General features: G+C 61.1%; 29 protein-coding genes. 2 read left to right on the plus strand and 27 right to left on the minus strand.

Annotated features, from left to right (window positions below):
* Positions 1-57 precede the first annotated feature (57 nt).
* From N7650_RS21385 to N7650_RS21395, 3 genes are read right to left on the minus strand one after another with little or no spacing between them, the layout of a single operon-like run.
* Positions 58-876, minus strand: a complete 819-nt coding sequence (locus N7650_RS21385) for a KilA-N domain-containing protein (RefSeq protein ID WP_279899906.1) — start codon at positions 874-876, stop codon at positions 58-60.
* The gene (locus N7650_RS21390) at positions 873-1,919 is read right to left on the minus strand and encodes a phage antirepressor N-terminal domain-containing protein (RefSeq protein WP_279899908.1); all 1,047 of its coding nucleotides are present in this window, start codon (positions 1,917-1,919) and stop codon (positions 873-875) included. The genes N7650_RS21385 and N7650_RS21390 overlap by 4 nt, the downstream gene beginning before the upstream one ends.
* The gene (locus N7650_RS21395; RefSeq protein WP_279899909.1) at positions 1,906-2,061 is read right to left on the minus strand and encodes an Arc family DNA-binding protein; all 156 of its coding nucleotides are present in this window, start codon (positions 2,059-2,061) and stop codon (positions 1,906-1,908) included. The genes N7650_RS21390 and N7650_RS21395 overlap by 14 nt, the downstream gene beginning before the upstream one ends.
* Positions 2,062-2,124: 63 nt before the next feature.
* On the opposite strand from N7650_RS21395, the gene N7650_RS21400 reads away from it, so the two are divergent.
* Positions 2,125-2,424 carry an Arc family DNA-binding protein gene (locus tag N7650_RS21400; RefSeq protein WP_274293252.1) on the plus strand — a complete coding sequence of 100 codons (300 nt, stop codon included), beginning with the start codon at positions 2,125-2,127 and terminating at the stop codon, positions 2,422-2,424.
* 85 nt (positions 2,425-2,509) lie between these two features.
* Here N7650_RS21400 and N7650_RS21405 read toward each other — a convergent pair whose 3' ends face one another.
* Positions 2,510-2,956, minus strand: a complete 447-nt coding sequence (locus N7650_RS21405) for a hypothetical protein (protein ID WP_279899910.1) — start codon at positions 2,954-2,956, stop codon at positions 2,510-2,512.
* A 227-nt stretch (positions 2,957-3,183) separates the two neighbouring features.
* On the opposite strand from N7650_RS21405, the gene N7650_RS21410 reads away from it, so the two are divergent.
* The gene (locus N7650_RS21410; RefSeq protein ID WP_009403692.1) at positions 3,184-3,438 is read left to right on the plus strand and encodes a hypothetical protein; all 255 of its coding nucleotides are present in this window, start codon (positions 3,184-3,186) and stop codon (positions 3,436-3,438) included.
* A 154-nt stretch (positions 3,439-3,592) separates the two neighbouring features.
* On the opposite strand, the gene N7650_RS21415 is transcribed toward N7650_RS21410, so the two are convergent.
* The 23 genes from N7650_RS21415 to N7650_RS21525 form a co-directional block, all read right to left on the minus strand.
* Positions 3,593-4,348, minus strand: coding sequence for a C40 family peptidase (locus tag N7650_RS21415; protein WP_009403694.1), 756 nt, complete (start codon positions 4,346-4,348; stop codon positions 3,593-3,595).
* A gap of 2 nt (positions 4,349-4,350) precedes the next feature.
* Complete coding sequence (locus N7650_RS21420; RefSeq protein ID WP_009403695.1) at positions 4,351-5,100, minus strand: phage minor tail protein L; 750 nt, start codon at positions 5,098-5,100, stop codon at positions 4,351-4,353.
* 9 nt (positions 5,101-5,109) lie between these two features.
* The gene (locus tag N7650_RS21425; RefSeq protein ID WP_009403696.1) at positions 5,110-5,448 is read right to left on the minus strand and encodes a phage tail protein; all 339 of its coding nucleotides are present in this window, start codon (positions 5,446-5,448) and stop codon (positions 5,110-5,112) included.
* Positions 5,448-8,915 carry a phage tail tape measure protein gene (locus N7650_RS21430; RefSeq protein ID WP_279899911.1) on the minus strand — a complete coding sequence of 1,156 codons (3,468 nt, stop codon included), beginning with the start codon at positions 8,913-8,915 and terminating at the stop codon, positions 5,448-5,450. The genes N7650_RS21425 and N7650_RS21430 overlap by 1 nt, the downstream gene beginning before the upstream one ends.
* Positions 8,916-8,918: 3 nt before the next feature.
* Positions 8,919-9,170, minus strand: a complete 252-nt coding sequence (locus tag N7650_RS21435) for a DUF1799 domain-containing protein (RefSeq protein ID WP_279899952.1) — start codon at positions 9,168-9,170, stop codon at positions 8,919-8,921.
* A gap of 62 nt (positions 9,171-9,232) precedes the next feature.
* Positions 9,233-9,616, minus strand: a complete 384-nt coding sequence (locus N7650_RS21440; protein ID WP_279899913.1) for a phage tail assembly chaperone — start codon at positions 9,614-9,616, stop codon at positions 9,233-9,235.
* 9 nt (positions 9,617-9,625) lie between these two features.
* Positions 9,626-10,282, minus strand: coding sequence for a phage tail protein (locus N7650_RS21445; RefSeq protein ID WP_279899914.1), 657 nt, complete (start codon positions 10,280-10,282; stop codon positions 9,626-9,628).
* Positions 10,283-10,321: 39 nt separating this feature from the next.
* Complete coding sequence (locus tag N7650_RS21450; RefSeq protein ID WP_279899915.1) at positions 10,322-10,750, minus strand: phage tail terminator-like protein; 429 nt, start codon at positions 10,748-10,750, stop codon at positions 10,322-10,324.
* Positions 10,747-11,418 carry a hypothetical protein gene (locus N7650_RS21455; protein ID WP_279899916.1) on the minus strand — a complete coding sequence of 224 codons (672 nt, stop codon included), beginning with the start codon at positions 11,416-11,418 and terminating at the stop codon, positions 10,747-10,749. Before N7650_RS21455 ends, N7650_RS21450 begins: the two co-directional genes overlap by 4 nt.
* A 2-nt stretch (positions 11,419-11,420) precedes the next feature.
* Positions 11,421-11,807 carry a hypothetical protein gene (locus tag N7650_RS21460; protein WP_279899917.1) on the minus strand — a complete coding sequence of 129 codons (387 nt, stop codon included), beginning with the start codon at positions 11,805-11,807 and terminating at the stop codon, positions 11,421-11,423.
* Position 11,808: 1 nt separating this feature from the next.
* Positions 11,809-12,180 (minus strand): hypothetical protein, encoded by a 372-nt coding sequence (locus N7650_RS21465; RefSeq protein WP_279899918.1) that lies wholly within the window; start codon positions 12,178-12,180, stop codon positions 11,809-11,811.
* A complete protein-coding gene (locus N7650_RS21470; protein WP_279899920.1) occupies positions 12,180-12,476 on the minus strand; it encodes a hypothetical protein in 297 nt (98 codons plus the stop codon). The genes N7650_RS21465 and N7650_RS21470 overlap by 1 nt, the downstream gene beginning before the upstream one ends.
* 54 nt (positions 12,477-12,530) lie before the next feature.
* Positions 12,531-13,019 (minus strand): HNH endonuclease, encoded by a 489-nt coding sequence (locus N7650_RS21475; protein WP_279899921.1) that lies wholly within the window; start codon positions 13,017-13,019, stop codon positions 12,531-12,533.
* Positions 13,020-13,117: 98 nt separating this feature from the next.
* Entirely contained in the window at positions 13,118-14,086 is a 969-nt protein-coding gene (locus N7650_RS21480; RefSeq protein WP_279899923.1) for a major capsid protein, read from the minus strand.
* Positions 14,087-14,095: 9 nt separating this feature from the next.
* Entirely contained in the window at positions 14,096-14,842 is a 747-nt protein-coding gene (locus N7650_RS21485; protein ID WP_279899925.1) for a DUF6651 domain-containing protein, read from the minus strand.
* Positions 14,843-14,995: 153 nt separating this feature from the next.
* Positions 14,996-16,072 carry a hypothetical protein gene (locus N7650_RS21490; protein ID WP_279899926.1) on the minus strand — a complete coding sequence of 359 codons (1,077 nt, stop codon included), beginning with the start codon at positions 16,070-16,072 and terminating at the stop codon, positions 14,996-14,998.
* Entirely contained in the window at positions 16,072-17,478 is a 1,407-nt protein-coding gene (locus N7650_RS21495) for a DUF4055 domain-containing protein (protein WP_279899927.1), read from the minus strand. The genes N7650_RS21490 and N7650_RS21495 overlap by 1 nt, the downstream gene beginning before the upstream one ends.
* A gap of 2 nt (positions 17,479-17,480) precedes the next feature.
* Positions 17,481-18,779: a terminase family protein gene (locus N7650_RS21500; RefSeq protein ID WP_279899929.1), complete on the minus strand. Its 1,299-nt coding sequence runs from the start codon at positions 18,777-18,779 to the stop codon at positions 17,481-17,483.
* Positions 18,766-19,311 carry a terminase small subunit gene (locus N7650_RS21505; protein ID WP_038409520.1) on the minus strand — a complete coding sequence of 182 codons (546 nt, stop codon included), beginning with the start codon at positions 19,309-19,311 and terminating at the stop codon, positions 18,766-18,768. Before N7650_RS21505 ends, N7650_RS21500 begins: the two co-directional genes overlap by 14 nt.
* Positions 19,312-19,397: 86 nt before the next feature.
* Positions 19,398-19,679, minus strand: coding sequence for a phage holin family protein (locus N7650_RS21510; protein ID WP_029886756.1), 282 nt, complete (start codon positions 19,677-19,679; stop codon positions 19,398-19,400).
* Positions 19,680-20,054 (minus strand): putative holin, encoded by a 375-nt coding sequence (locus tag N7650_RS21515; RefSeq protein WP_054573004.1) that lies wholly within the window; start codon positions 20,052-20,054, stop codon positions 19,680-19,682.
* Between the two features lie 243 nt (positions 20,055-20,297).
* Positions 20,298-20,807 (minus strand): acyloxyacyl hydrolase, encoded by a 510-nt coding sequence (locus tag N7650_RS21520; RefSeq protein WP_038409512.1) that lies wholly within the window; start codon positions 20,805-20,807, stop codon positions 20,298-20,300.
* A 164-nt stretch (positions 20,808-20,971) separates the two neighbouring features.
* Entirely contained in the window at positions 20,972-21,505 is a 534-nt protein-coding gene (locus N7650_RS21525; RefSeq protein ID WP_279899932.1) for a GIY-YIG nuclease family protein, read from the minus strand.
* Positions 21,506-21,576 lie beyond the last annotated feature (71 nt).

Here is a 21,576-nt window from a genome sequence, read left to right on the forward strand (position 1 = left end):
ATCATCAGTGCCAGCACCAAAACCCCGCGCAGGCAGGGTTCGGCTTCGATCAGATGATTACCGCGACAGACCGTGCGCGACGACCTCCGGCATTTCAGCCTGAAGCTTCTCAGCCAGGCGCTTGAGCGGCTTAGCAACCGACTCCTTCCACAGGATCTGCTGGACCGGTTTGCCGTCGCTGTGTTGCTTGCCGGTATCGGTGATGACGGCGTACTCCTTGCCATCCGGCGTGACCTCCCAGCGCTTCTTGCCTGGCTTGTAGGTGACGTGATGCTGGAGCCCGCACTGCGCCAGTAGTTTGTTCATGCTGGCCGCGCTCATGCCGAACTTCGCGCCAAGCTCGGTCGGCGTGTAGTTCAGTTCCTGGGCTTCGTTGACCAGGCGCTTCACGCCGGCCAGTTCCATCACATCCACGCCAATGGTCTCCTTGACCATCCGATTGGCTGCGAGCTTGGCCTGGTTTCCCTCAAGGCCCAGGCTGTGGATGATCCTCAAAGAGGCATCAAAACTGTCGGCAGCAGCCGGGAGGCGCCGCTCTATAGGAATCACCGGGTCGTTCGACGCCTGAGAGACTACAGAGTCGAACGTACGAACAACCCGAATATGGAACTCTGGGCTGATCCACATCGCATAGCTGTAAACCAGCTCCTTGCAAGCATAGGTTCCCGGGGAGGACCCGCCGCGCTTCACCTGCGTTGGAGCAAACGCCATTTCTGGCGTTAGCACATTGATCAATCCGGAGTAACCATCGGTACGGGTCCATCGGTTAGGGCTGAGCCGATCCTCTCCGCCGGCGGCTCGATGGAAGTCGTTCAAACTGAAACGGCCCTCCTGATCTTGGTGAATCTCGATTCCAGCGATCATCAGCGCGCTCATGCTGCAACCCTCCCTTTCGGCGCATCCACCGCGTAACGCTGAGGCTCTTCCATCACCCGGCCAAGGCCTTTCACAAACGAGGTGATCTCCCGCAGCTTATTGCGGTAGGTACGAAGTTCCCACCAGGCGCCGCGAATGTCGAAGCCAGCCTTTTCAAGATCCCAAAGCAGGCTCTCCAGCGGCGTCGTGCCATCTCGCGTATCGCGGATATCGTCGAGCGTCACATCCAGCCAAGCCTGTTTTTCGTTGCGGACAGTCAGCATTCCTTCGCGGATCGCTGCCAGGGCCTCAATTGGATAGTGGATGCTCAAGGGCAGTTGGAGTTGCGGCGGCTCCTTTGCGATGAAATCACCCTCCAGCACGTTGTAAGCCGCGATGAAGTTGCAGGCGGCTTCGAACTGGCTGGCCGGAATCAACTCGGTGCGCGGCACGTTGAAACGAGTGTGCAGACGGTTGTGCATGGTCAGTGCGAAGCTTTGACGCTTGTCCGCTGCGATCGCTTTGGCCTTATCCCTGATGAGGCCCTTGATGACGCTCAGCTCACTCATGCCGATCAGTTCGTTGATGACGGTCATCGCATTGCGGTCATGTTGGCGAACGGCAACGCCGTCATTCCAGTACGACCACAGCACTTCGTCGCACTCGTTTTGATAGGCCAGGATTTCCTTGCGAATGTCTTCCCGAACCTTGCTCGGGTGCAGCGTCATCAGCCATCCGAAAAGCTTCTTCAATGGGATGCACAGGTATTGCTGAATGCCGCTTGCAGAGGGTATTTCGATGATCGAAACACCCCAACGGCCCTTGTTACTGTTGAGCTTTACTGTCTGTGCGGCCCAGGCCAACCCCATGCCTTCCACTACGGGCTTCATTGCGACATGAGGTTGCCCATCTTGCTCGATAAGCAGGAGCTTTGCCGAGCGGAACGGGATGACACTGGATGCAGCTGTGCTATTATCGCCCATGACGATTTCTTCTCCGAAGTTGATCTCGTTTCTCGAAGCCCTGATCGCTGCAACGATCGGGGCTTTTTCATTTGCGCTCATTGGGTCTGACCTCTCCTTTGGCTTGTTTGATGATTTCGACCAGCTGGGCATTCATGGAGCGACCTTGCTCTTTTGCCTGCTGCTTGACCCAAACCATCAGATCTCCCGGAAAGCGTACTTGAGTTCTAGATAGTGTCTCCATAGTGCCTCCTTAGTGACTCACCGTCACTATACGAACCAGCCTTCGTAGTGTCAACATAGTGACATGACTGACGATATATACCGCTCCCAATTTCGCCTCCCGTATCCGCTCTATGAGCAGCTGAAGGCGGCATCCGATGAAAACCGACGATCCGTGAACGCGGAGCTGGTTGCTCGCCTGGAGGCTAGCTTCAGCCCGCTGACAAACGTGGATAGGCCGCTGCATGGCATCTCGGTCTCAGAGGATGGCACCGAAAGGACCTTGTACTCTGGGCCGGCGCCCAAGGAAATGTTCCGCATCATCGGTGAATTGGCTGAACAGGTTCGGCTTCTCCGCGAGGAGCGCGAAGAACAGAAGAAGTAAGTTTGAGTTTTGAGAAGCCCGCCTCTGCGGGCTTTTTCTTGCCCACCAGAAGTAAAAAGGCCAGCGCGGGGCTGGCCTGTCCACCTCACCACTCGTAGTAGTGCACACCGCCTTCGATTCGAGGCTGCTTAATGTAGCCATCACCCTCGACAACGCGCTCTCCGCGCCCGCTGTATGCCCCGCCAAATGCTCCACGGATAACCAGTCGACCGTTGTTGTGCATAGAGCCAGCTAGCTTCCCGAAAGGCTCAACAGTCAGAATTGACCCTGCAGCAATGCTTGTTGAGCCGTGGCTACTGCCCACCACCTCAAGGCGGCTGCCCTCCGACAGAGAAGTTGAGCCATGGTGCTGCCCCTCCACGATCACCCTGCCGTTACCCGAGACAGATAACGAGCCGTGATGGCTACCAGCGATCACAAACGTGCAGCCGATGACGGAAATGCTCCCATGGTGAGAACCCAGCAGCACCTCATCAGAGGTGATCTTCGTACCAGGCACGCGCTTACCATCAATGATGTCGAAGCTATCCATGACCAAGCCTATTCAGATCAATATGCCATCAGCATATCTCTCGAGGCTTGGAAAGGTAGACTGTGAAAGCATCCAGTACAGCCACTTCCTGTCCACCCATCCACCCTGGACGGAAAGCCAGTACATGGCATGGTCCTGCACGTAGTAGCGTTGTGCCTCCCAACGAACCGCCCCGGTCCGTTGCCGGAAAGCCCATGGACTGGGGCATCATGACCTAGGAGGTCTACGTGAGCATTGAAGTGACAACAACGCCAGCGGAGCTTGGCCTTTTCATGGCATTGAATGCCATCGCACTGGCGCTGAAAGCTTCTCCAAATTTCAACAACGACGCCCTGAAAGCGCTGGCGGAGAAGTTCATTCGCGAGGCACCGTCAAGCATACAGGGTGCAGTGGCGAAGGAGGCGTATGAGCGCCCTCTCCGCTTCCTGGCGAACGACCAAACTCAAGCCGTTGAATGGCTCAAACAGAACGGGCTTGCTTGATCGGGTTACCATTAATAGTGATCGATCCATCTGGCGCTAGCTCCCAGCCGCTTGCGCCAGCCTTCCAACTCGCAGAACGAATATAAGCGATTGAATGAGGTGTGCTCTCACTATTTCCTTTGGTACTCATAGCTCCCCCTGCGGCCTGGCCGCTTCATTTCGCGTCTCGATGACGCAACAAAAGGCGCGTCCGGTCGAGCCACGGCCCGCCGAACACGATGATTTCTGATGGCCTGCCGTACAGGTGGTGCAACAGGAAAGGTCCTAGACCGAACACCTCGGTCCGCTCGCCGGGCAGAGCCGGATCTGCACCGAGGTAGATACCGGCATGGTTCGGGTGCGCGGTGCGCCCCACGGCCATGACGACCAGGTCGCCGCGCTGCGGCTGGTTGACCTGATGGAAGCCGGCAGTCTCGTAAGCCTGCTCATAGAGGCTCGGGCCTTCCGCTCTCTCCCACCACCCCTCTTCCCGCGCGTAGGCCGGGAACTCCAGCCCCCATTCCCGCGCATACCAGTCTGCGCAGATCTGCCAGCAATCCCATGCGCCGTGCACGAATGGCCGCCCCAGCAGCGCTGTCTCGCCAGTCGGCGTAATAGTGCGCAGGTCGCCCTCCGGCCACGACAGGATGTGCCAAGGCAGACCGGTGGCCTCGCACATGGCCAGGTCGCGCGGCGACGGCCGACTGGTCGCGTCCGGGTGCGAGTGAACGATGCCGATCACCTGGCCCCGGTCTTCCGCCTCGGCGTACTGCTCCGGGGCAATCCGGAACTCCTCGGTCGGCTCGGTAGCCGTGTTGGTGCACGGGAAGTAGACCTGCTTGCGCCCGACCGCCAGCAGCAGCCCACAGCACTCGCGCGGGTACTCTGCCGCGGCGTGCTGCTGCACGGCGGCAAGGATGTGCTTCCGCATGATCAGCTCCTGGCAATCAGGGACACGGCAGGAAAGCCGCCGAAGGGTATGGGGTTACCGGTGCCATGGCGGACGATACAGCCGCTGTCGAGACAGCCGTTGCACTGGTCCTTCGCGGGGTCATCGGTCGGGTTGCCGTCCATGTCGTAGTAGGGCCCGGTGTAACCACAGTCAGGGCCGCGGTATCCGTTGGTCATGGCCCAGTGGCAAAGCTGAGTCATCTGCCGGCCAATGGTCTCACCACCGACGTCGCCGGGGCTGGCCAACTCCCAGGCCACCACGCCCCCGTTCTCGGAGACCTTCTGATCAAGAAACCAGACCTCGATGCTCTCCTCGGTCGGATCGGCCTCAGGATTACCTTGAGGGAAGTTTTCTGCGTCTAGGTACCGCTTCAGCGTGTGCCGAATGGTCAGCTTGAACTCCAGAAGGTCATCGAAGGCGAGGCACAAGGCGGTAATACGACCGTTAACGTTGCCTACCGAGAGATTCGGACGCACCGCGGTACCGTCCGAGTTGGCACTGATCCCCTCGATCTGCATCGGCCAGGCGCCATATTCTTGGCCCTGCCACCAGATCGACTTGGCAGGGAGCTGGTCAGCATCTGCGCCAGCAGCCTCCAGTTCTTCCGGCGTGTGCGGAATCGCGTGCCCGTGGAACCGGAGGATGTCGGCTCCCCAATCCGAGCCGTCGAGTTCGAACAACAGCACTTCGCTTCCCGGCTCGAGCAACTGGGTATCGTGTGTCAGTGACATGGATGTTCCTTACGGGTGAAAAGCCCGCTCGAAGGTGGCAGCGACCTTGAACTGGTCGCCGCCCAACGGGGTTGGCTTCGGGTCTTTGCAGGTGAATAGGCCTAGCTCACCCAGTGGCGTGGTCCAGAGGAACGCCTTTGCGCCGGCGTGACGGTCGAAGAAGTCCATGACATCCTTGGTCCTGGCCTTTCCGCCGGTGATGGTCACCGGATAGCTGTCTTCCTTGTTGTTGGGGCCATCACCGACCACCTGGCGGTAGCCGTCGCCGAAACGGGACTCCCTCACACGGTACAAGATGTCAGGCGTCTCGCCCCGCTGGGTGGCCCAACGAAACGTTTCGATTGCCATCAGCCTCTCCTATTTACGTTGCGGTAACTCAGGCCTCCGGGGCGCCAGGAATCGGCCACTGCCTTTTCAGCAGCAGCCTGAATCTGCTTATGCATGTTCTGCTGAAGCAGTGCCTGGTCGAGCTCCATGCCCTGCCCGCTCTGATCCTGAGTGCTGACGCTGACAGCCGCGCTGACCTGGATGGATGCTCCACTCGCAGCCTGACCGGATACCTGCCGAGGAACTACAAGCGGTGTGACCAAGCCGCCGTCGGCATAGCCTCGGGTGTTGAGCATTTCGAGATAGCCGAGCATGCCAGGCTGGCTCACAACCTCACGACGAAGCACGAACTCACCCGCATGGACGATACCGGCAGGGTCGTACTTGCCACCCTCACCTGTGAAGCCGCCATCCGAGAACGTCGGGGTGTAGGTCATGCCCGATGACGCACTGCCCAAGCCGTAGTCAAAACCGCTCGAGCCCGCTGCGCTGGCCGCCCCCGAAGCTCCGGACGAGGCAGCGCCCGCGCCACCACCGAACCATGCACCCAGCGCAGTGCCGGCGATGCTGGATAGCAAACCGGAGGCCGCCTGCCGAGTGGCAATCCGCGCCATGTCCGCAAGGATCGACTTGGTGAAGTCCGAGAACGAGAACTTGCCGGTCATAGCGAAGTTCACGACCGCATCTTCCATGCTGGTAAAGGCGCCGGTGAATAGCGACTTCGTCTGCCCAGCGACATCACGGGCTTGGTCCAGGTAGTTCTGGAAAGCGGAGGATGCACCTTTGCGCCAATCGCCCTGCGCGACCGTCATTTGGTCGTAGTTGGCGATGGTGGTTTCCTGCAGGTCCTTCTCGGTCTTGCTCAGGGCTGCCAGCTTCTGGTTGTACTCATCGAGGGTCATGCCGCGGGAGCCGTCGCCGTACTGATTGGCCAGGTCCAGGCGCTGCTGGTTCATCCGGTCGGTGATGCCGTTCTGCTGATCCTGCAGGCCGCGCTGCCGATCACCGAGCCCAAGGCCATCGGCCGAGCGCTGGCCCTGCAACCTCAGCGCCAGGACCTGCTGGTCAAGGGCGTCGGTGTAGGTCTGCACTGCCCTGGCCTGCTTGGCCAGCCGACCCTGTTCGTTGGTCGCCAGCACCGCCAGTTCTGTGTCGGCGTCCTTCTGAGCCTTGACCATGGCAGCGCGGGCATCGGCGATCTTCTGGTCGAGCTGGATTCGCTGCTGAGCGCTGGTGCTGCTTCGACCCTTGGCTTCCTCCAACGCCTTGATCTCGGCCTCGTAAGCATTTACGACTTCAGCCTTCTGCTGCTCGATGATTGCGGCCCGTTGGGCTGCGTACGACTCCTGGGATATCAGCCCAGCCTTCTGCGCCGCGTCCAGTTCCTTCTGGTGGTTCTTGTACTCAGCCAGAATAGCGCTCAGCGCGTTCTTCTGGTCGTTGAAACCGGAGAGGTCAACTGACCCTGTGCGGCCGGCCGGATCCTTGAACTGCTTGGCGATGTCGGCTTCGACCCGCGCGATTCGCTCCGGCTTCAGCCGCTCATCATTGGGATTTTTTTCCCTGATGTCATCGAGCGACTTCCTGTATTCCTTGATCTTTTCGGCACGCTTCTCGGCGTTCGTCCATGCCGATTTTTCCAGCGCGTCGACTTTGCCCATCGCGACAATTGCCGCCTGCTGCTGTTGCGCATCCAAAGCGCGGGCACTGGCAATTGCTGCCATAGTGTCGCGCTGCTGGATCAACCCCTTCAGCTCAAGGCTGGCGTTGGTGAGCTTCTTCTGGGCATCGATGTCGTCAGCGTCGGCATTCACAGCGCTCTGCGCTGCGGCGACCTGGCGCTGCATATCAACGATCCGGCTCGCGATGTCCTGATCCCGGCCAACATCATTGAGGGCGTCGACAGTGGCAGCTACCTCGCCTTTCAGCGACTTCCATCCACGCTCCCAGATCGACAGGTTCTCGGTGACCTCTTTGCTGCGGTTCTTGATGGTATCGACGTAGGTGTCGGTGAGCAGCTTGGCGGCCCCGATGGTGTCGCCCTGCTCCTTAAGCGCAACGATCTGCGAGTAGGTGGAAGCAGTGAGGAAGTTGTATTGCTCGTTCAGTTCCTTGGCCGCTGCGACCGGGTCCTTGCCGATCTTTACAAACTCTGCGACGGTCTCCTCCACTGCGCGGCCTGTAGCATCCCGCCATTCAAGCGCAGCCTCGGTGATCTCGACAAAGCTTCCGGCGGCAACCTTTCCGCTACCGGCCAGCTGAGTCAGCACCTCAGCAGCGGCGCCGGTGGTCCCCACCGTGGCCGATACCTGAGCAGCCATCCCAGACAACCGGTCAGCAGTAGTGCCTGCCACGTTGCCGGTGGTGATCAAGGCCTTCTGGAAGCCTACTGCCTCTTCACTGCCCTTGTAGTAGGCATAGCCCAGCACGCCAACGGCAGCTGCGGCGACAGTGAACGGGTTCACCAGGCCCATGATGTAGCCGCCCAGGGCCTTCACGGCCGGGCCCACGCCCCCGAACATGTCCTTGAGCTGCCCGCCCTGCTGCAAGAGCACAGTGAGCGGTGCCTGGCCGCCCTGGAGGGACACCACAATGTCAGTGAACTGCGCCGGCACGCCGCGCAATGCCGCAGCCGTTGCCTTGGCCGTCATGCCTGTCTTGTTTAGCGCGGTATCGGCACCGCCCAAGGCCGCACGCGCCTGGTCGATCTTCGCCTGGTACTCGCCGAAGGTCTCCGCATCGAGCGCGCCGCTGGTGCGGAAGCCCTTCAGCTTCTGCTCCATCTGGTCCAGCCGGCTCATGGCCGCGATGGTCGGGTCGATCTTGCCCAGCAGTTCTTCGAGCGCCTGGCCTTCTTCCCGGTGAGCGCCGGCGGCCTTCTTCGCCGCCTCCGCCTGTCGCTCTTCCGTGGCGATGAGGGCTTGAGCACGGCTGTTGATGGATGCCTGGCGGCTAGCACTGTCCGATAGAACGGCGTTCGCCTGGGCGGTGACCTCGGCACTGTGCTCGGTCGCCCGGTTGAGCGACTGCACGTACTGGCTAGCCTCCAGCGAGGCCTTGGCCACCGCCAGGATCCTTGCTTGCTGCTCGTCGGCGGATTCGGCAGCTCGCCGACCAGCCTGGGCGCCGGCATCCGTGGCGCTGGTGAGCGCCTCCTGCACCTTGCCCGCCTGTGCGGCCTCGGCCCGAAATGCCCCCATGTTCGCTGCAGCGCTGCTGAACGCAGTGGAGGCGTTGGTGACGGCGCGCCCCACGGTGGCCATCTGTTGTGCTAACTCGGTCTGCTTGGCGTTGAGCGCCTGAAGCTCCTGCACGATCTGCCGGGTGTCACCCTGAAGGCTGCCCAGGGCAGTCTCCCAGGCGCGCCCGGTTTTCCCAGCCGATTCCTCGCTGCGCTTGCCGGCGTCCGTCAGTTGGTCGAGGTTGTCCTTGGCCTCGACGGCATCACCGGAGTCGATCTGTAGACCGAGAGAGGCAATGGTGGTCATGATCTACTCCATCGATTCGGCCATGACGGCCAAGGCCTCAACCTCCATGACGCGGAGATCGGGGAAAATGTCGGTTAGGTCGCGGCGATTGATGCCAAGCATTGAGGCAGTTGCGGGGATGGCGGTGTAGTCCAGGCCGGACGGGCCGCCTGAAGCCACCCGCCACTGTGTGCCCAAGGCATCGAACAGGCGGAAGGCTGGCCATGCATCTGACCAGACCTCTACCACCTCTTCCTCAATGTCATCGAGGTTCAGCCCCAGCGCCGCCAGTTGCTCGGCGGACGGGCCGCGCTCGTAGCAGGCCCGGGCCGCCGCCCTCAGTTTCCCAGGCGAGCCGGGCTGTAGGCGGCCTGGTAGGCATCGATCACCGCCTTCGGAGCGCCGGTGCAGGTGCGCACCAAGTCGGTGATGGCCTCGGCGCTGAACTCGTCCTCCAGATCCCAGCCCGTGACGATCTCGCCCAACTGTTCGGACTGCAGGGCGATTTCACCGGTGGTGACCTCCTCCAAGGTTGCCCCACCCTTCTGGACCTTCTCAGCCCAGGCGTCGCGCGCTTTGTTCCAACGGTCGAACATTGCGGACAGGGCCACACGATCCATGTAGCGGAACTGGAACTCCACCGGCGCCGGCTCGGTGCCAATGCGCGGAACCTGCACCACGGCGGTGAACGTCGGGTTCTGCGCGATCTTGATCTTCGGCATGGTGGCTCCTTACACGGCCAGGTAGCGCAGCGGACGACCGGACAGGCCGACGCTGATGGTACGGGTCATGATGTTGTTCCGCTCCATGGTCGGAGTGGTGGTGATGCTGACGTAACCCGGGTACAGGATCTGATCGCCGTTGCGCAGCTTCAGGCGGACCACGGTCAGCTCCTTGGACTCGTCGAAGCCTTCGACAGCGCCCACGTAGGCAGCGGCCGGCTGGTCCTCGACCACGATGGCCAGGCTCAGCGGGTTGCGGTTGGTCGGGAATTGGCGGTCGTCATCGTCCTCGAGGTAGCCGACGGTGGCGAACTGCTGCTCACCGCCCGAGGGGGTGAAGCCGGTAACTTTCGAGATCTGCACCCAGTCGGTGACCGGGATCACCGAGCCCAGGCCAGCGCCTGGAGTGTAGATCTCGGCATTGGAGGTGCTGATGCTGCCCAGGCCGAAGCTGTCGGTCAGGGGGTTCACCACGCGCGCGGCGCGGTCGGTGAGCTTGGCCCAGCCGGAGTCGATTAGCACGATATCCTGCGCGGTGAGGTCGTGGCCTACTGCACTCAGCACTGGCGGCGCAGCGTTGGTGATTGCGGTGAAGGGGACGGCGGCCCCCAGGGTCGCGGCGATCTCAACGATAGCGCCGTTCGGCAGCGGGAAGCGTGCGGCCATGGTGTGGTTCCTCTTGAAAGCCCGCCGGACGGCGGTTGGTTATGCCCCAGCGGGCGGTTGGTCCGCGACTCCGCGGTAAGTGAAGCTGGCCGGGACCGTGTAAGTCGCCGACTCGGGTATGGTGGGGCCCTGGTCAATTGGCTCGGTGACCAAGCCCTCGAAACCGTTGCGGCTGAGCACCGAATCCACGCGGAAGAGGCTCGAAAGCTCGTGCACCAGGGCTTCAGCGGTTTCCAGAGGCTGGCCCGCCGGGCAGACGATGCTCACCTGGTAGACGCCGGTGTACTCGTAGGCTTCGCCGCCCAGGTATCGGCAGGTAGTGCCCGCCGGCAGTTGGAATGCTTGCAGATAGGTTTCGTCTGGCCCGGCCTCGAATCCTTGCTCGAAGTTTGCGACCCGAATAGGGCGCGCCGTGGCCCAGGCCATCAGCTTGATCTCGATGGCCTGTCGGGCACGTGCTTGGCTCATGATCGATGGATCCTGATGGCTTCTTCGACGATGCGCTGGAAGTCGGCTACGGTGACGCGCACCATGCCGCCTGGCGCCTGTGAACTGTGTCCGTACTCCAAGGGGATGGCATACGGCAGGTTGTTGACGATATAGGCGACCTCTCCAGCGGAGAGATCACTGGCAGCCAGAAAAAGCCTGTCCAACGTCTCACCGGCGCTCTCGATGTCTTCGATTTCGCCAGCAGCGGGAACGCCGGTGGTGAGCTGCCAGTTGCTGCGGAATCGGCCACCCACGTAGCCCTGGCCAACCTTGCGAACGCCAAACCCGAAGTTTTCACGCTGCTCGCGCTTGGTCAGTGGCTTGCGAAGCCGCAGGCCTCCCTTCAGGCTTCCGCTCTTGGTGTAGTTGGCCTGGTCGGAGGTAATGCCAGCATTGATGGCCGCCGCCTTCGCGTTGTAGGCCGCTATCTGCTCCGCTGCGCTGCCCTGAGCCTCGATGTTCACTTTCCAGAGGTCAGGGTTACCAACCGGCGACATGGTCACCAGCCTCCGGCCAACCATGATTACGACCTCTCTGAAGGTCAGGTCCATCGCCTCCTTGGCCGCTTCAGCGAACTGTTCAAGCTGCGCTGAAAAGCTGCCGTCCAGTCCGCCGTAGCGGCTGGTCATGTGCGAGCCGCGAGCCATGGTCACTTCCTCAACTGAATGGTCCAGGCGGCTTTGGCCGGATCCTGCGCTACGTTCATGATCCGGTAGCCGCTGATGCGGTCATCGATCGCGGGCGCGACAGGTTCTTCCGTGACCGCTTCGCCATCCTTCAAGTGCAGTTCGTTCTGCAGCACCTTCAGGCGCACGTCGGACGCCAGGATCCGCGTGCCGTCGATCTCACGGTCCTGGTACCGACCGAAGACACCGCGCCCGGTGTAGTACAGCGTTGTCGCCGGTGTGCTCCCGCCCTTTTCGGGGTCATACGCCCCCGGCACCGATCTGCTGCCATCAACGGCGGCTACCGCGTCGGCCAGATCCGTATCGAAGGCCAGGGCAAGGTCGGCCTGCAGTTCATCCCGAAGTCCCATTTCAACCCCTCACGACCTTGGTCTGGCCGCTTTTACGTAGGTAGTGCGCGAGCAGCGCCAAAGCGAAGGACTCGCCGGCGCTGATAGTGCGAGAGGATTCCGAGTAGGTTTTACTGCTGGATACACCGTCAGCGTTAACCGACTTGGCCAACACACCGGTCTCCTTGCGGCCATAGATGTTGCCAGTCGCAGCCTCTCGGGCGATCTCTGCGCCGGCCTGGATGATGTCGTCCGGTACCGGGTCGAGCTCAGGCAGGCCGAGATTGGTGAGCCAGGTGTTGGCCATCAGCACCGCCCGTGCCTTCTGGTCGTCGGGCGCCCAGGTCGGCCCAAGCAGGGCGTCTACCTGCTCGACGGTGATGTAGATGGTCATTACTTGGCCTCGTCCAGCAGCTTCTGCAGATCTTCCGCGCTGGCTTCAGGGCTGAATTGCACGCCCTTTTCGTTCAAGGCGGCCTGCAGCTTTGCCTTCAGCTCGGCTTCTTCGGCGGCCTTCTTCTCGGCAGCGGACTTACCAGTCTTCGAGCCCTTGGCCTCCTTCAGGGGCTCAGGGTGCTCGTAGCCATCGGGCGCGAAACGGGCATCGATGATCTTGTAGCCCTTCTGACGCAGTTCGGCTTTGCGCTCGGCGCTGACCGGGTGTTGCTCGTAAACGATCTTCTCAGGCATATCGGTCTCCAGAAATGAAAAAACCGGCCTTAGCCGGTTCTTGTAATTTGCTTGTCATCCAGGGTTGAAGAACTCTCGATCATGAGGCTCTGCGCACCTTTGCCATGCCTGGTAGGCGTCCTCCGGACTCTCGAACAAGCCAAGGTTCTTCCTTTTCCCATTGAGCCTCACGCGAGCGATCCACTTACCTTTCGCTTTGTCGAAGCTTACATTCTTGAATCCGCTGGTATTGCTTGGCTTCAACAGCATGTTCGTGCTGTTCTGCTTTCGGCTGGCTACTCGCAGATTGCAGAAGCGATTGTCATCCCTAATGCAATTCACATGATCTATTTCGTCAGGCCATTCTCCAGTCATGTAGAACCAGGCCAGCCTGTGCGCGAAGTATCGTTTACCGAGAAGCGAAACACGGAAATATCCGTTAGCTCCATATCCACCAGCAATGCTGCCAGCAACACTCCGATTGGATGTCGTTACCAGCCTCGTGAACACCCCTGTTTCAGGGTTGTAGTGCAGATTCTCGAACAGCTGTTCTTGAGTAAGCATGCAGCCTCCAACACGGCCTCAATAGGTGCCAGTAATCCAGCGTGTTGGCGCTGAAAACCCCTTGCAATGGGCTGTCCTGGCAGGGTCATTTTACATGCTTACTTAGTCGCATCGCCAATGGTGATTACACCAGCGCTTGCCTTGATGCTATTTGCCACGAGGCCCCAGTTCGTGCCAGTCGACAACTCAGCATTGGTTGGGGATTTCCCGCCGTTCGCCACATCCCACGTGAACCCCTTGAGGCCCAGGCCGAAGGTGTAGTCGGCCTGCATGGTGGTCTCAATGCGCTCCTTGCCATTGGAGGTCTCGATGTTGGTGATCAGGTCGGAGCCATCCATCACCACCGCGGCGCCGTCGGCCAGGCTGAGCACCTTCTGCTTGTTCGGCGTGCCGGCCTCGTACAGCGCCGGGGCGTCGGTGATGATCACTGCCTTGCCAAGGATGTCGACCACCTGCACACCGGAGAACTGGAACAGGCGCTCGGCGTTGGCGAGGTTCTGGCCGACCAGCTTGTGATACATGGCGCCGGTCATGACCTGGGCCACCAGGCGCTGCGAGGCGTCACCGAACAGGGCGTGAGCGTTGTTGATCGCGACGTAGGTCACGCCAGCGGTCGCCGAAACGTCGTTGGTAGCGCTCGGCTGGTTACCGATGGCGCCGGCCAGGGCCGAGATGGCGGTGTTCAGCTGGTCAGCCATGATGGCTTCGGACAGGTTGCGGCTGATCACTTCCAGCGCTTCTTCCGGGTTCTTCTGGATCCAGGAGAGCTGGGAAGGCTCCCACAGGATCGGGCCGAAGCCGCCGGCGATCTTCACCGAGTCGTACTGCTTCTGGGCCAGCGGCGTGGATGCCTGGGTGCCGTTGGTAGCGTAGCGGTCGACACGACGTTGGGCACCGTGCAGGCCGGCCCAGAACGATTCCTGCAGGAAGTCGCCGTCGATGCCTTGGGTGGTGAGGCGGATGGCGCCGGCCGAGGATGCGTTGAACTTCTCGACATCCTGAGCCAGGGTCTCGATGGTGGTGCGCTTGAGGTATTCGTTGAACACCTTCATGTTCGAAAGGGCCATTGGGCCTCCTTATTCGCTTGCAGTCAGGCCCTTGATGGCTTCCAGGCGCTCAGCCTTGGTGCCACCGAAGTTGCCCTTCGTGGTTTTGTGCTGGCCACCGCCGTTCGGGGCGCCGCCGCCATTGGCGCCGGAGCTCTTCAGGATGTGGTCGCGATGGGGGTACTGCGAGACGAGGGTTTCGAGTGCTTCGTTGAAGTCGGCCAGTTCACCCGGGCGGGAACGACTGAAGATCTTCTGGCCCTGGGCGTCGTAGGCGACGACCTTGCCTTCCTCGATCTTGAAGTTGCTGCCGAAGGCGGCCTGGACCATGTCAGCGGGAACTGCCATCTTCTCGGCGATGAACTGGGAGCGCGCGAAGCTGCCGCCGATCTTCTCGGCATACAGTTGCTGCTCGAGCGTCTGCGCCTTGCCGTTGGCTTCATCCAGCTGGGCTTGGAAGGCCTTGCTGATTTCGCCCTTCACCTTCTCGATCTCGCCGGCATCCACCAGCTTCTTGGCGTCGAGGTTGGCGACGATTTCCAGTGCTTTCTTGGCGGCTGCGGCATCCTCGATGCCTTCGAACGCCTTTGCGGTCTTCTCGAAGCCGTCGGCGCGCTCACGGTGCGACTTGGCCTCGGCATTCAGCCGGGTGATGGTGTTGCGGGTGCCCACGGCATCGAAGGCGACCTCCTTGCCATCGTCCTCGACGTAGACCGGCTTGCCATCCTCGATCACGGCGTACTGCTTGCCATCCACTTCAACGGTTTTGAGTTTCATCTCGTCTCTCTGGGCCATCCGGCCAGTTGATGAGCCATCCGGCCCCAGTTGCGCCCCGTCCATCCGAACCGCAGGCAGAAAAAAGCCCCGCACGAGGCGAGGCCTTGAAGTTGCGCGCCACGAAATCGCAGGTGATGGATTCGTGGCGCGGTGTTACTTGAGCCGCTCCTGCAGTTGCGCAAGCGTGAGTAGCTTTCCCTTGTCGTTGTAGAACGCACTGAGCTTCAGCCCACCCTCACGCATCAGCCGGCCACGTTCGAGCCCGAGGATCTCGTCCTGGCGCGCTGCTGACTGCTTGCTCAGCCATTCGGCGTAGGTGGTCGACTCCGGCACCTGGCCGTCCATGCTCGCCCGCGTTGCACCGTCGCCAAATCCCAGGGCCTTGGCGCTCTTGAGCACCGGAACCTTCGAGGATCGGCAGCAGAAGTGAATGCGCCCGGGCCCGGCCAGCCACGGGATCGTGTGGCCAATGGGCTTGTAGGTGCCCAGGGTGTAGGGCAGCCGGTCGCGGATCCGGCAGTCGCTCGACGTGTGGTTGTCCAGCGTACTGAGCCACTCAACGTGGCTGATGATGTCGCTGTTCGCCTCATACGCTGCATCGCTGGCCGTTTCGGCGGTATGGGAAACCGCAGACCGCACTACCGCCTCGACGTCGCGCCTGGCCTTCTGGAGGGCACCGTCGGCGTATTGCTGAGCCCGGCTGCCCATGACCGTGCGGACGATCTCGGCAGTGGTACGCCCCTCGACCACGCCCGAGCGCACGGCATCGCGCACTGCGGCAGCGCGGCTGGATTCGATGCCAGTCATCCACTCCCTCAGCAGGCGCCCTTGGAACGGTCGGGCCTGGGCGATCGCCTTCACCGCGCTGAACGCAGGGGAAGCGACTGGGTATGCCTCCTGTACCAGGGCCGGGAGAACGGCGCGAAGCGTGCTCTGATGGAACGCCAGCTCGTAGCTGACCAGTTCATCGGTCATCTGGTCCATGGCTAGGCGGATCTCGACGAGGGTCTGCCGGTTGATCCTCAGCACCGCCGCCAGGGCGATATCGACAGCTGCGGCCGACAAGTCGGTGCCGAGATTGTCGATGGCCTCGATCAGCGCGGCGCGCAGGTCAGCGTCCTTGCTGTTGAGGATCTTGATGATCGTCACAACCTGGCTGTTGCTCAGCCTGGATAGGTCGACCTCATGCCCAATCAGCTCGTTCAGCAGCTTCTCGTTGGCCGTCTTCATCACAGCATTCCGAGGGCCGGGCCCTGGGCCTCAATCTTCGCCAGTTCTTCTTCCCAATCATATTCGTCGCTGATCACACCGCGGCGCTGCATCTCGGTGAACAGCGTCTCCTTGCTGATCATGCCAGCATTAGCCATGGAGACCAGCGTCGGCAGCGACACCTCCGGTATGTAGTCGACATCGAAGTTACCGCGCATCTCGACGGTTCCGCCGTCACCCAGGCCGCGATAATCGGCCATGAACTGGAGCAGTTGCGCCAAGCAGTCGGCGAAGTGGTTCGCCATGCGCGCCAGTGGGGACAGCTCCTGTGCCGCCTCCTCCTCCGCCTGTGTCGCGGTCTTGGTGGCCGTCTTGTCCGGCGTCAGCAGCTTGGCCCCGGCCATGCGCATCTCGTTGATCAGGTCCTGCAGCGCGGTGCGGCCCGACTCGACGGCCTTGCCGGTGTGCTCAACGTACTTGAGGTCACCGTCCTTGGGCAGATCGGTCAGTTGGCCGGTGCCAACCTTGAACTCTGGCGGGATCACCTTCCCCTGGTTGTCGTACTGGGTCTGGATGCCGATGCGAACCAGGATCGGGACGCGGATCACGTGAAGAATGTTGTCCTGGTCGCTCTGGCTCTGCCAGTGCTTCACGTTCAGGTGCGCCAGCTCAATCAGCGGCGGCTTGGCCGTCATGAAGCCGGTCCGGCCCGTGTAGAAAGTGACCCATGGGATCGCGGTCAGGCTGTTGGTGCCTTCCTCGTGCAGCTCCCAGGTACCGCCGGCTGCGGCCTGCTTGCCCCGTGCGGCCTTGGCCGACCTGCGATAGGTTCGCCAAGAGCCAGGCTCCAGCACGCGAATCTGCTCGACGCATTTCGCGCCGAACTCGCCATCTTCCTCCTCGACCACCTCGATGTAGCGGACCATGGTCAGCACGCCGCCCTTGGAGCGCCAGCCCAGTACCTGCTCAGGCCTCACCATCACCACATAGGGGCGCACGCCAGCGGCCTGCTCGTCTGCCTGGGTCTTCAGCTCGCCCGCTGGCGGGTGGTCGACGAAGGCATGGCACAGGCCGTGGCTCAGCCCCTCAGTGAAGAACCCGACCGCCCAGGAGTTCAGGTCATTGCCGGCGTGGTCGATGTCCTTGGTCATCTCGACAATGGCCTCTGGCACATCGTCACCCACCTGCAGCGGCTCGGCGAACACGCGGGAGGTCATGTTGCCCACGGTCTCGGAGTACGCCGGCAGCAGGGTCGAGAGGCGCAGGCGCTCTTTGTAGGCCTCGTCGTCTTCGGCTGGGTACTGCGGCAGCAGGACCTTCCCCGCCGCCCGCATCGCCATGGTTCCGCCTATGAGTGGCGAGATCACGGCCCAGTAGGCGCGCATCGCGTCGACAGCGGGCAGCGTGATGCTCGGGTTATCGCTCATGGTCACATTCTCAGGGATTGGGTCGTGAAGACCGGTCGTTCAATTGGGTAGTCGTGGTGGATGAAATAGCCGCCCGCATCGTTCGCGTGGTCCACGCCAGACTTCTTGTCGGGCTCTCCGTTGGCGGCCCATACCTGCTGCTCCAGGCCGTCCGCATAGGTCGGGCAGCGCAGCGGGTTGATCAGGTAACGCCGCTCGCCATTCGCGTTGCAGAACATCGCGTTCATGGCGTTGATCCGGTCCTTAACTGGCGGGTTGGCATCGGGCGCGATCACGCTGAACCCGGCCTGGCGCAGAATGGCGATATCCGTCTCGCTGGCATTCACCGACTTGCGCGACCCGCCCGAGGCGTCCGGGTAGATCCGGATCTCGCAGGTCTTCTCGTAGTCACGGCCGTTGTGCCGCCAGTAGCGCTCCTTGATGCGCCGGATCATGTCCGGGGTGTCGAAGCCATCAATGAGTTCATCCACCGCCCTGGGCTTTCCGTCTGCGCGCTTGACGTGCGTGATCGCCGCCATCTTGCCGACGTTGAAGTCCATGCCGATGAACAGGGGCTCTCCAGGCTCTACGGTGTCGAAGCAGGAGTTCAGCTTCCGGTCATAAGCGTGGTAGATCGATCCGGAGTTCAGGTTGACGAACTGGCCATTCAGGTATGCCAGGATCAACTGAGCCGGGTAAGACTCCATCAGCGACGGGATGTAGTCAGGCGGCAGGTTCAGCTCGTTGTCGAAGGTGCTGGCCTGAACCAGGCCGTACATGCCCTGTAGCGCTGGCTTCTCGCGCAGCTGCTTCACGAACTGCTGGTAGACGAACTTGAACCCCTCGGGGGTCGTCGTCACGTCCACGCCGTTCTTCAGCCCAGGCACGTTGTAGCGCATCCGGGCAATGATCTTGCGCCAGGCGTGTTCAGCCTTCAGCGCGGGCAGAACATCGAGTTCGTCGACCAGGGCGTGCCCGATCTTGAAGCCCACAATGGTCTGAGGTTTTTCCATCGAGCGGCAGATGGTCGTGCTGCGGTACTGGCCGCCGCTGTAGAACTCGACCTCCTTGTCGCTCTCCTTCGTCTTGACCTTCAGGCCCCAGTCGAAAGCTACCTCCTCGATGGTCGGGAAGAAGATGTCGCGAATCTGCGGGTACGTCGGGGCGAAGTAGCCGGAGTTGATCCGAGGCCACTCCCATACGTGCTTGCAGATGCCTGCGCAGCCCACCCAGGTCTTTCCTGAGCCGAAGCCAGCCACGAAGCCACGGAACTTATGCGGCATGTTGATGAATTTGGACTGCGGGACGTTAAGCGTCGGCATCTGGCTTCCTCGCGTCCCGGACAATCACCTCTACCCGCTGCGGGGTTAGGCCATCATCACCGCCACCATCCTGCAGGCGCTTGATCTCTGCCTTGCGCTTTTCGACTTCAAGCCGCTTGAGCTCAATATCCAGCGCATCCTTCTCAGCGAAGAGGTTCAGGTGCTTGCCAAGCAACTCAAGGCCCTTTAGCACGTTCTTGGCATCGAACTCGAATGCCGGAGCAAGTTCGCCAGTGGGCGTCTCCACCAGGATCTGTTCGCCTGACCTGTCGAGCACCGGGGCGACCTGGCGGCAACGCTCAACGACCTCGACGATCCCGGACAGCACATAATCCTGCGTTATCGCCGTTCGTTTTGAGCGCTCCTGCGTGGCCGACCTGAGAGCCTTTTCAATCTCAGGTTTTCTCAGGTTCTCCTGCCCGATGGAAGCAGCTGTCTTTTTGCTGTACCCGGCGCGTATAGCGGCCTGCGTGGCATTCAGGTCTTTCAGGTACTCGTCGACGAAGCGCTGCTGTTTTGCTGTCAGCGCCATAGAGAATCCTTGAGACTTGTTGCCTCGCTATGAGGGGCATGGGTTAGCGCGCCACGAAACGGCGCAACTCGAATTTGTGGCGCGGGTCAGTCCACTCGCACAATCTTGGCGACGTTCCCCTTAGCCCGGCACACCAAGATGGCGGCCAGTAGGTAGAACGCGGTGTTGAACCAGGACACGTCGGCGAACTCGTCATGGAGCACCATGCGGCCAATGAGACTGACGCACTGCATGCCGGTGACCGCGCAGGCCGCCCAGGCCATCAGGGAAACGCCCAGCTTGTAGCGGGCATCGGGGTATGGCCGATAGCGCAGGCCGATCATCACGAAGATGACGGCGCACAGGGCGGCCTGGATGACAGCAACCATTCAACCCTCCTTCCTGGCTCGCAGGCGGAAGACCCACTGCAGCCAGCGCGGCATCTGGCCGGTCTGCATCCACTCCAGCAAGCCGGAGAACGTGACCACACACAGGACGCCGCAAGTGAACGCGGCAAAGCCAGCCGTCTGCGTCCAGGCGCGCCCCATCAGCTCAGCGGCGCCGAAGTAGCCACCAATCCATCCAGCCAGCAGATAACCGACGCGGCGCCAAGTGCTGATGTCCTTGGCGAACACAACGTAGAAGAAAGCCCCGCCGAACGCTCCCACCAGGGTGGCCAGATCCAACTGAGGAAAGGCAGCTCCCAGGCCAACGCTGGCAAGTACGCCGGTCACTGCAAGGGCGCCGGTACTTGGCTCGGCCATAGGTGATGCTCCAGAAACGAAAAAGCCCCGGCAGATACCGAGGCTTGGAATGGGTGCGGAGGGCCGGTTCTTACCCGGCTTGTTGGTCTGGATCGCTGGGTCACGTACCCCAGACTCTCATCGCGTAGCCGATCAGGGAGCGCACGGCTTTGATCGACGCCACTACCGACTTAGCCCAGCTGCCTGAGCGTGTCATCCGCACAAAAAGCCCGCACAGGGCGGGCAAAGAGGGATCGTGCTTTTTTAAATCTGGTGGCTGTAGAACAGCGAGTACGACTCGATACCGTCGTTGGGCTGCTTAATGCCAGCGTTGGAGTAGTGAATCGCTCGGATGCCAACCTTCTGCGTCTCGCCGATCTTCAAGCCCGCACCGATGCGGTCTTCGAAGTTGAAGGCCGAACCAAAGTCCTGGTCACCTGCGGACGTACCGGAGAAGACCGCCAGGCCGATGCCAGCCTCAACGAATGGCTTCACGTTACCGCTGCCGAACTCGTAAACGAAAACTGGCGCAAAGGACAGCGAGTGAGCGCCACCGGAAGCATCTCCTGCTTCCCAATAGGTATACCCAGCATCCCAGTAACCGGTTAGACGGCCAGTACTGGATTCAAACCAGCTTTTGTCCCAGTTAAAGCCAACGCCTGCACGCGCCGTAATGCCGCCTTGACTTGTCGCACCCAGCGCCCCGGAAAGCTCAGCTGCTCCGGCAGACGCAGCGACAAGGGACAGTGCTGCAGCAGCTAGAACGGTTTTCATAATCACGGTCTTCCATGTTTGTTTAGTTAGCAACCTATCAGGATCATAGCGCCATCAAAACGTTCCGTGCTACACAAAAAAAATCTGACCTCGCCAGAGGTGGCGTCGGGCCTCTTGAGGGCCTCATTGGGCAATAAAACCCGGCTTTTGGGGCCGGGCCTTGATTAGGTGCTAATTGTGAATCTTGGTCGCTTACGGCGTTGCGCTACTCCCCGGCCATCCCAAGGGTGGCCAGACTCGTTCCACTCGCTGATGACCGACTCTACTTTGAGCCTCATCCTGGTGTATCGGCATTTCTGGAGCTTCTCGCACAACGCCTTTACCGGCTCTGCCTTAAACCACTCTCCACGCACGTGATGCTGCTGCATCTCCAGGTGAAGAATTGATTCCACCTTGATATCACCCTCCAGCACGCAGTGCACCAGCAGCTCTCGCGCTGATCCTACCTGCATGTTGACCAGGCGGGCGCTCAGGTCTGTGGCGTAGCCAATCTTAACGAATTCATCACCAGCAGCGCCGATGATGTAGACGACCTTCTTGCCAGCCCATGCGGCATCAGGAGCTTTCGGCTTTGGCTGATGTGCTGCGCAGTAATGCGTGCCTTCCAAGGCGTCTCGGAGGCAGCGTGCTCGTTGGCAAATGTTGTAGCTGGGGAGACTGGACGTCTCAATGAAGGGGAAGAGATGGATCTGGGTCATGAAATCTCCAGACCATCCTGCGTTCGGCGTCGCCATCATCAGGCGCAGGAATCACAGGATGGACGTATATT

This window comes from Pseudomonas sp. GD04058 (assembly GCF_029836855.1).
Lineage (GTDB): Bacteria > Pseudomonadota > Gammaproteobacteria > Pseudomonadales > Pseudomonadaceae > Aquipseudomonas > Aquipseudomonas bharatica.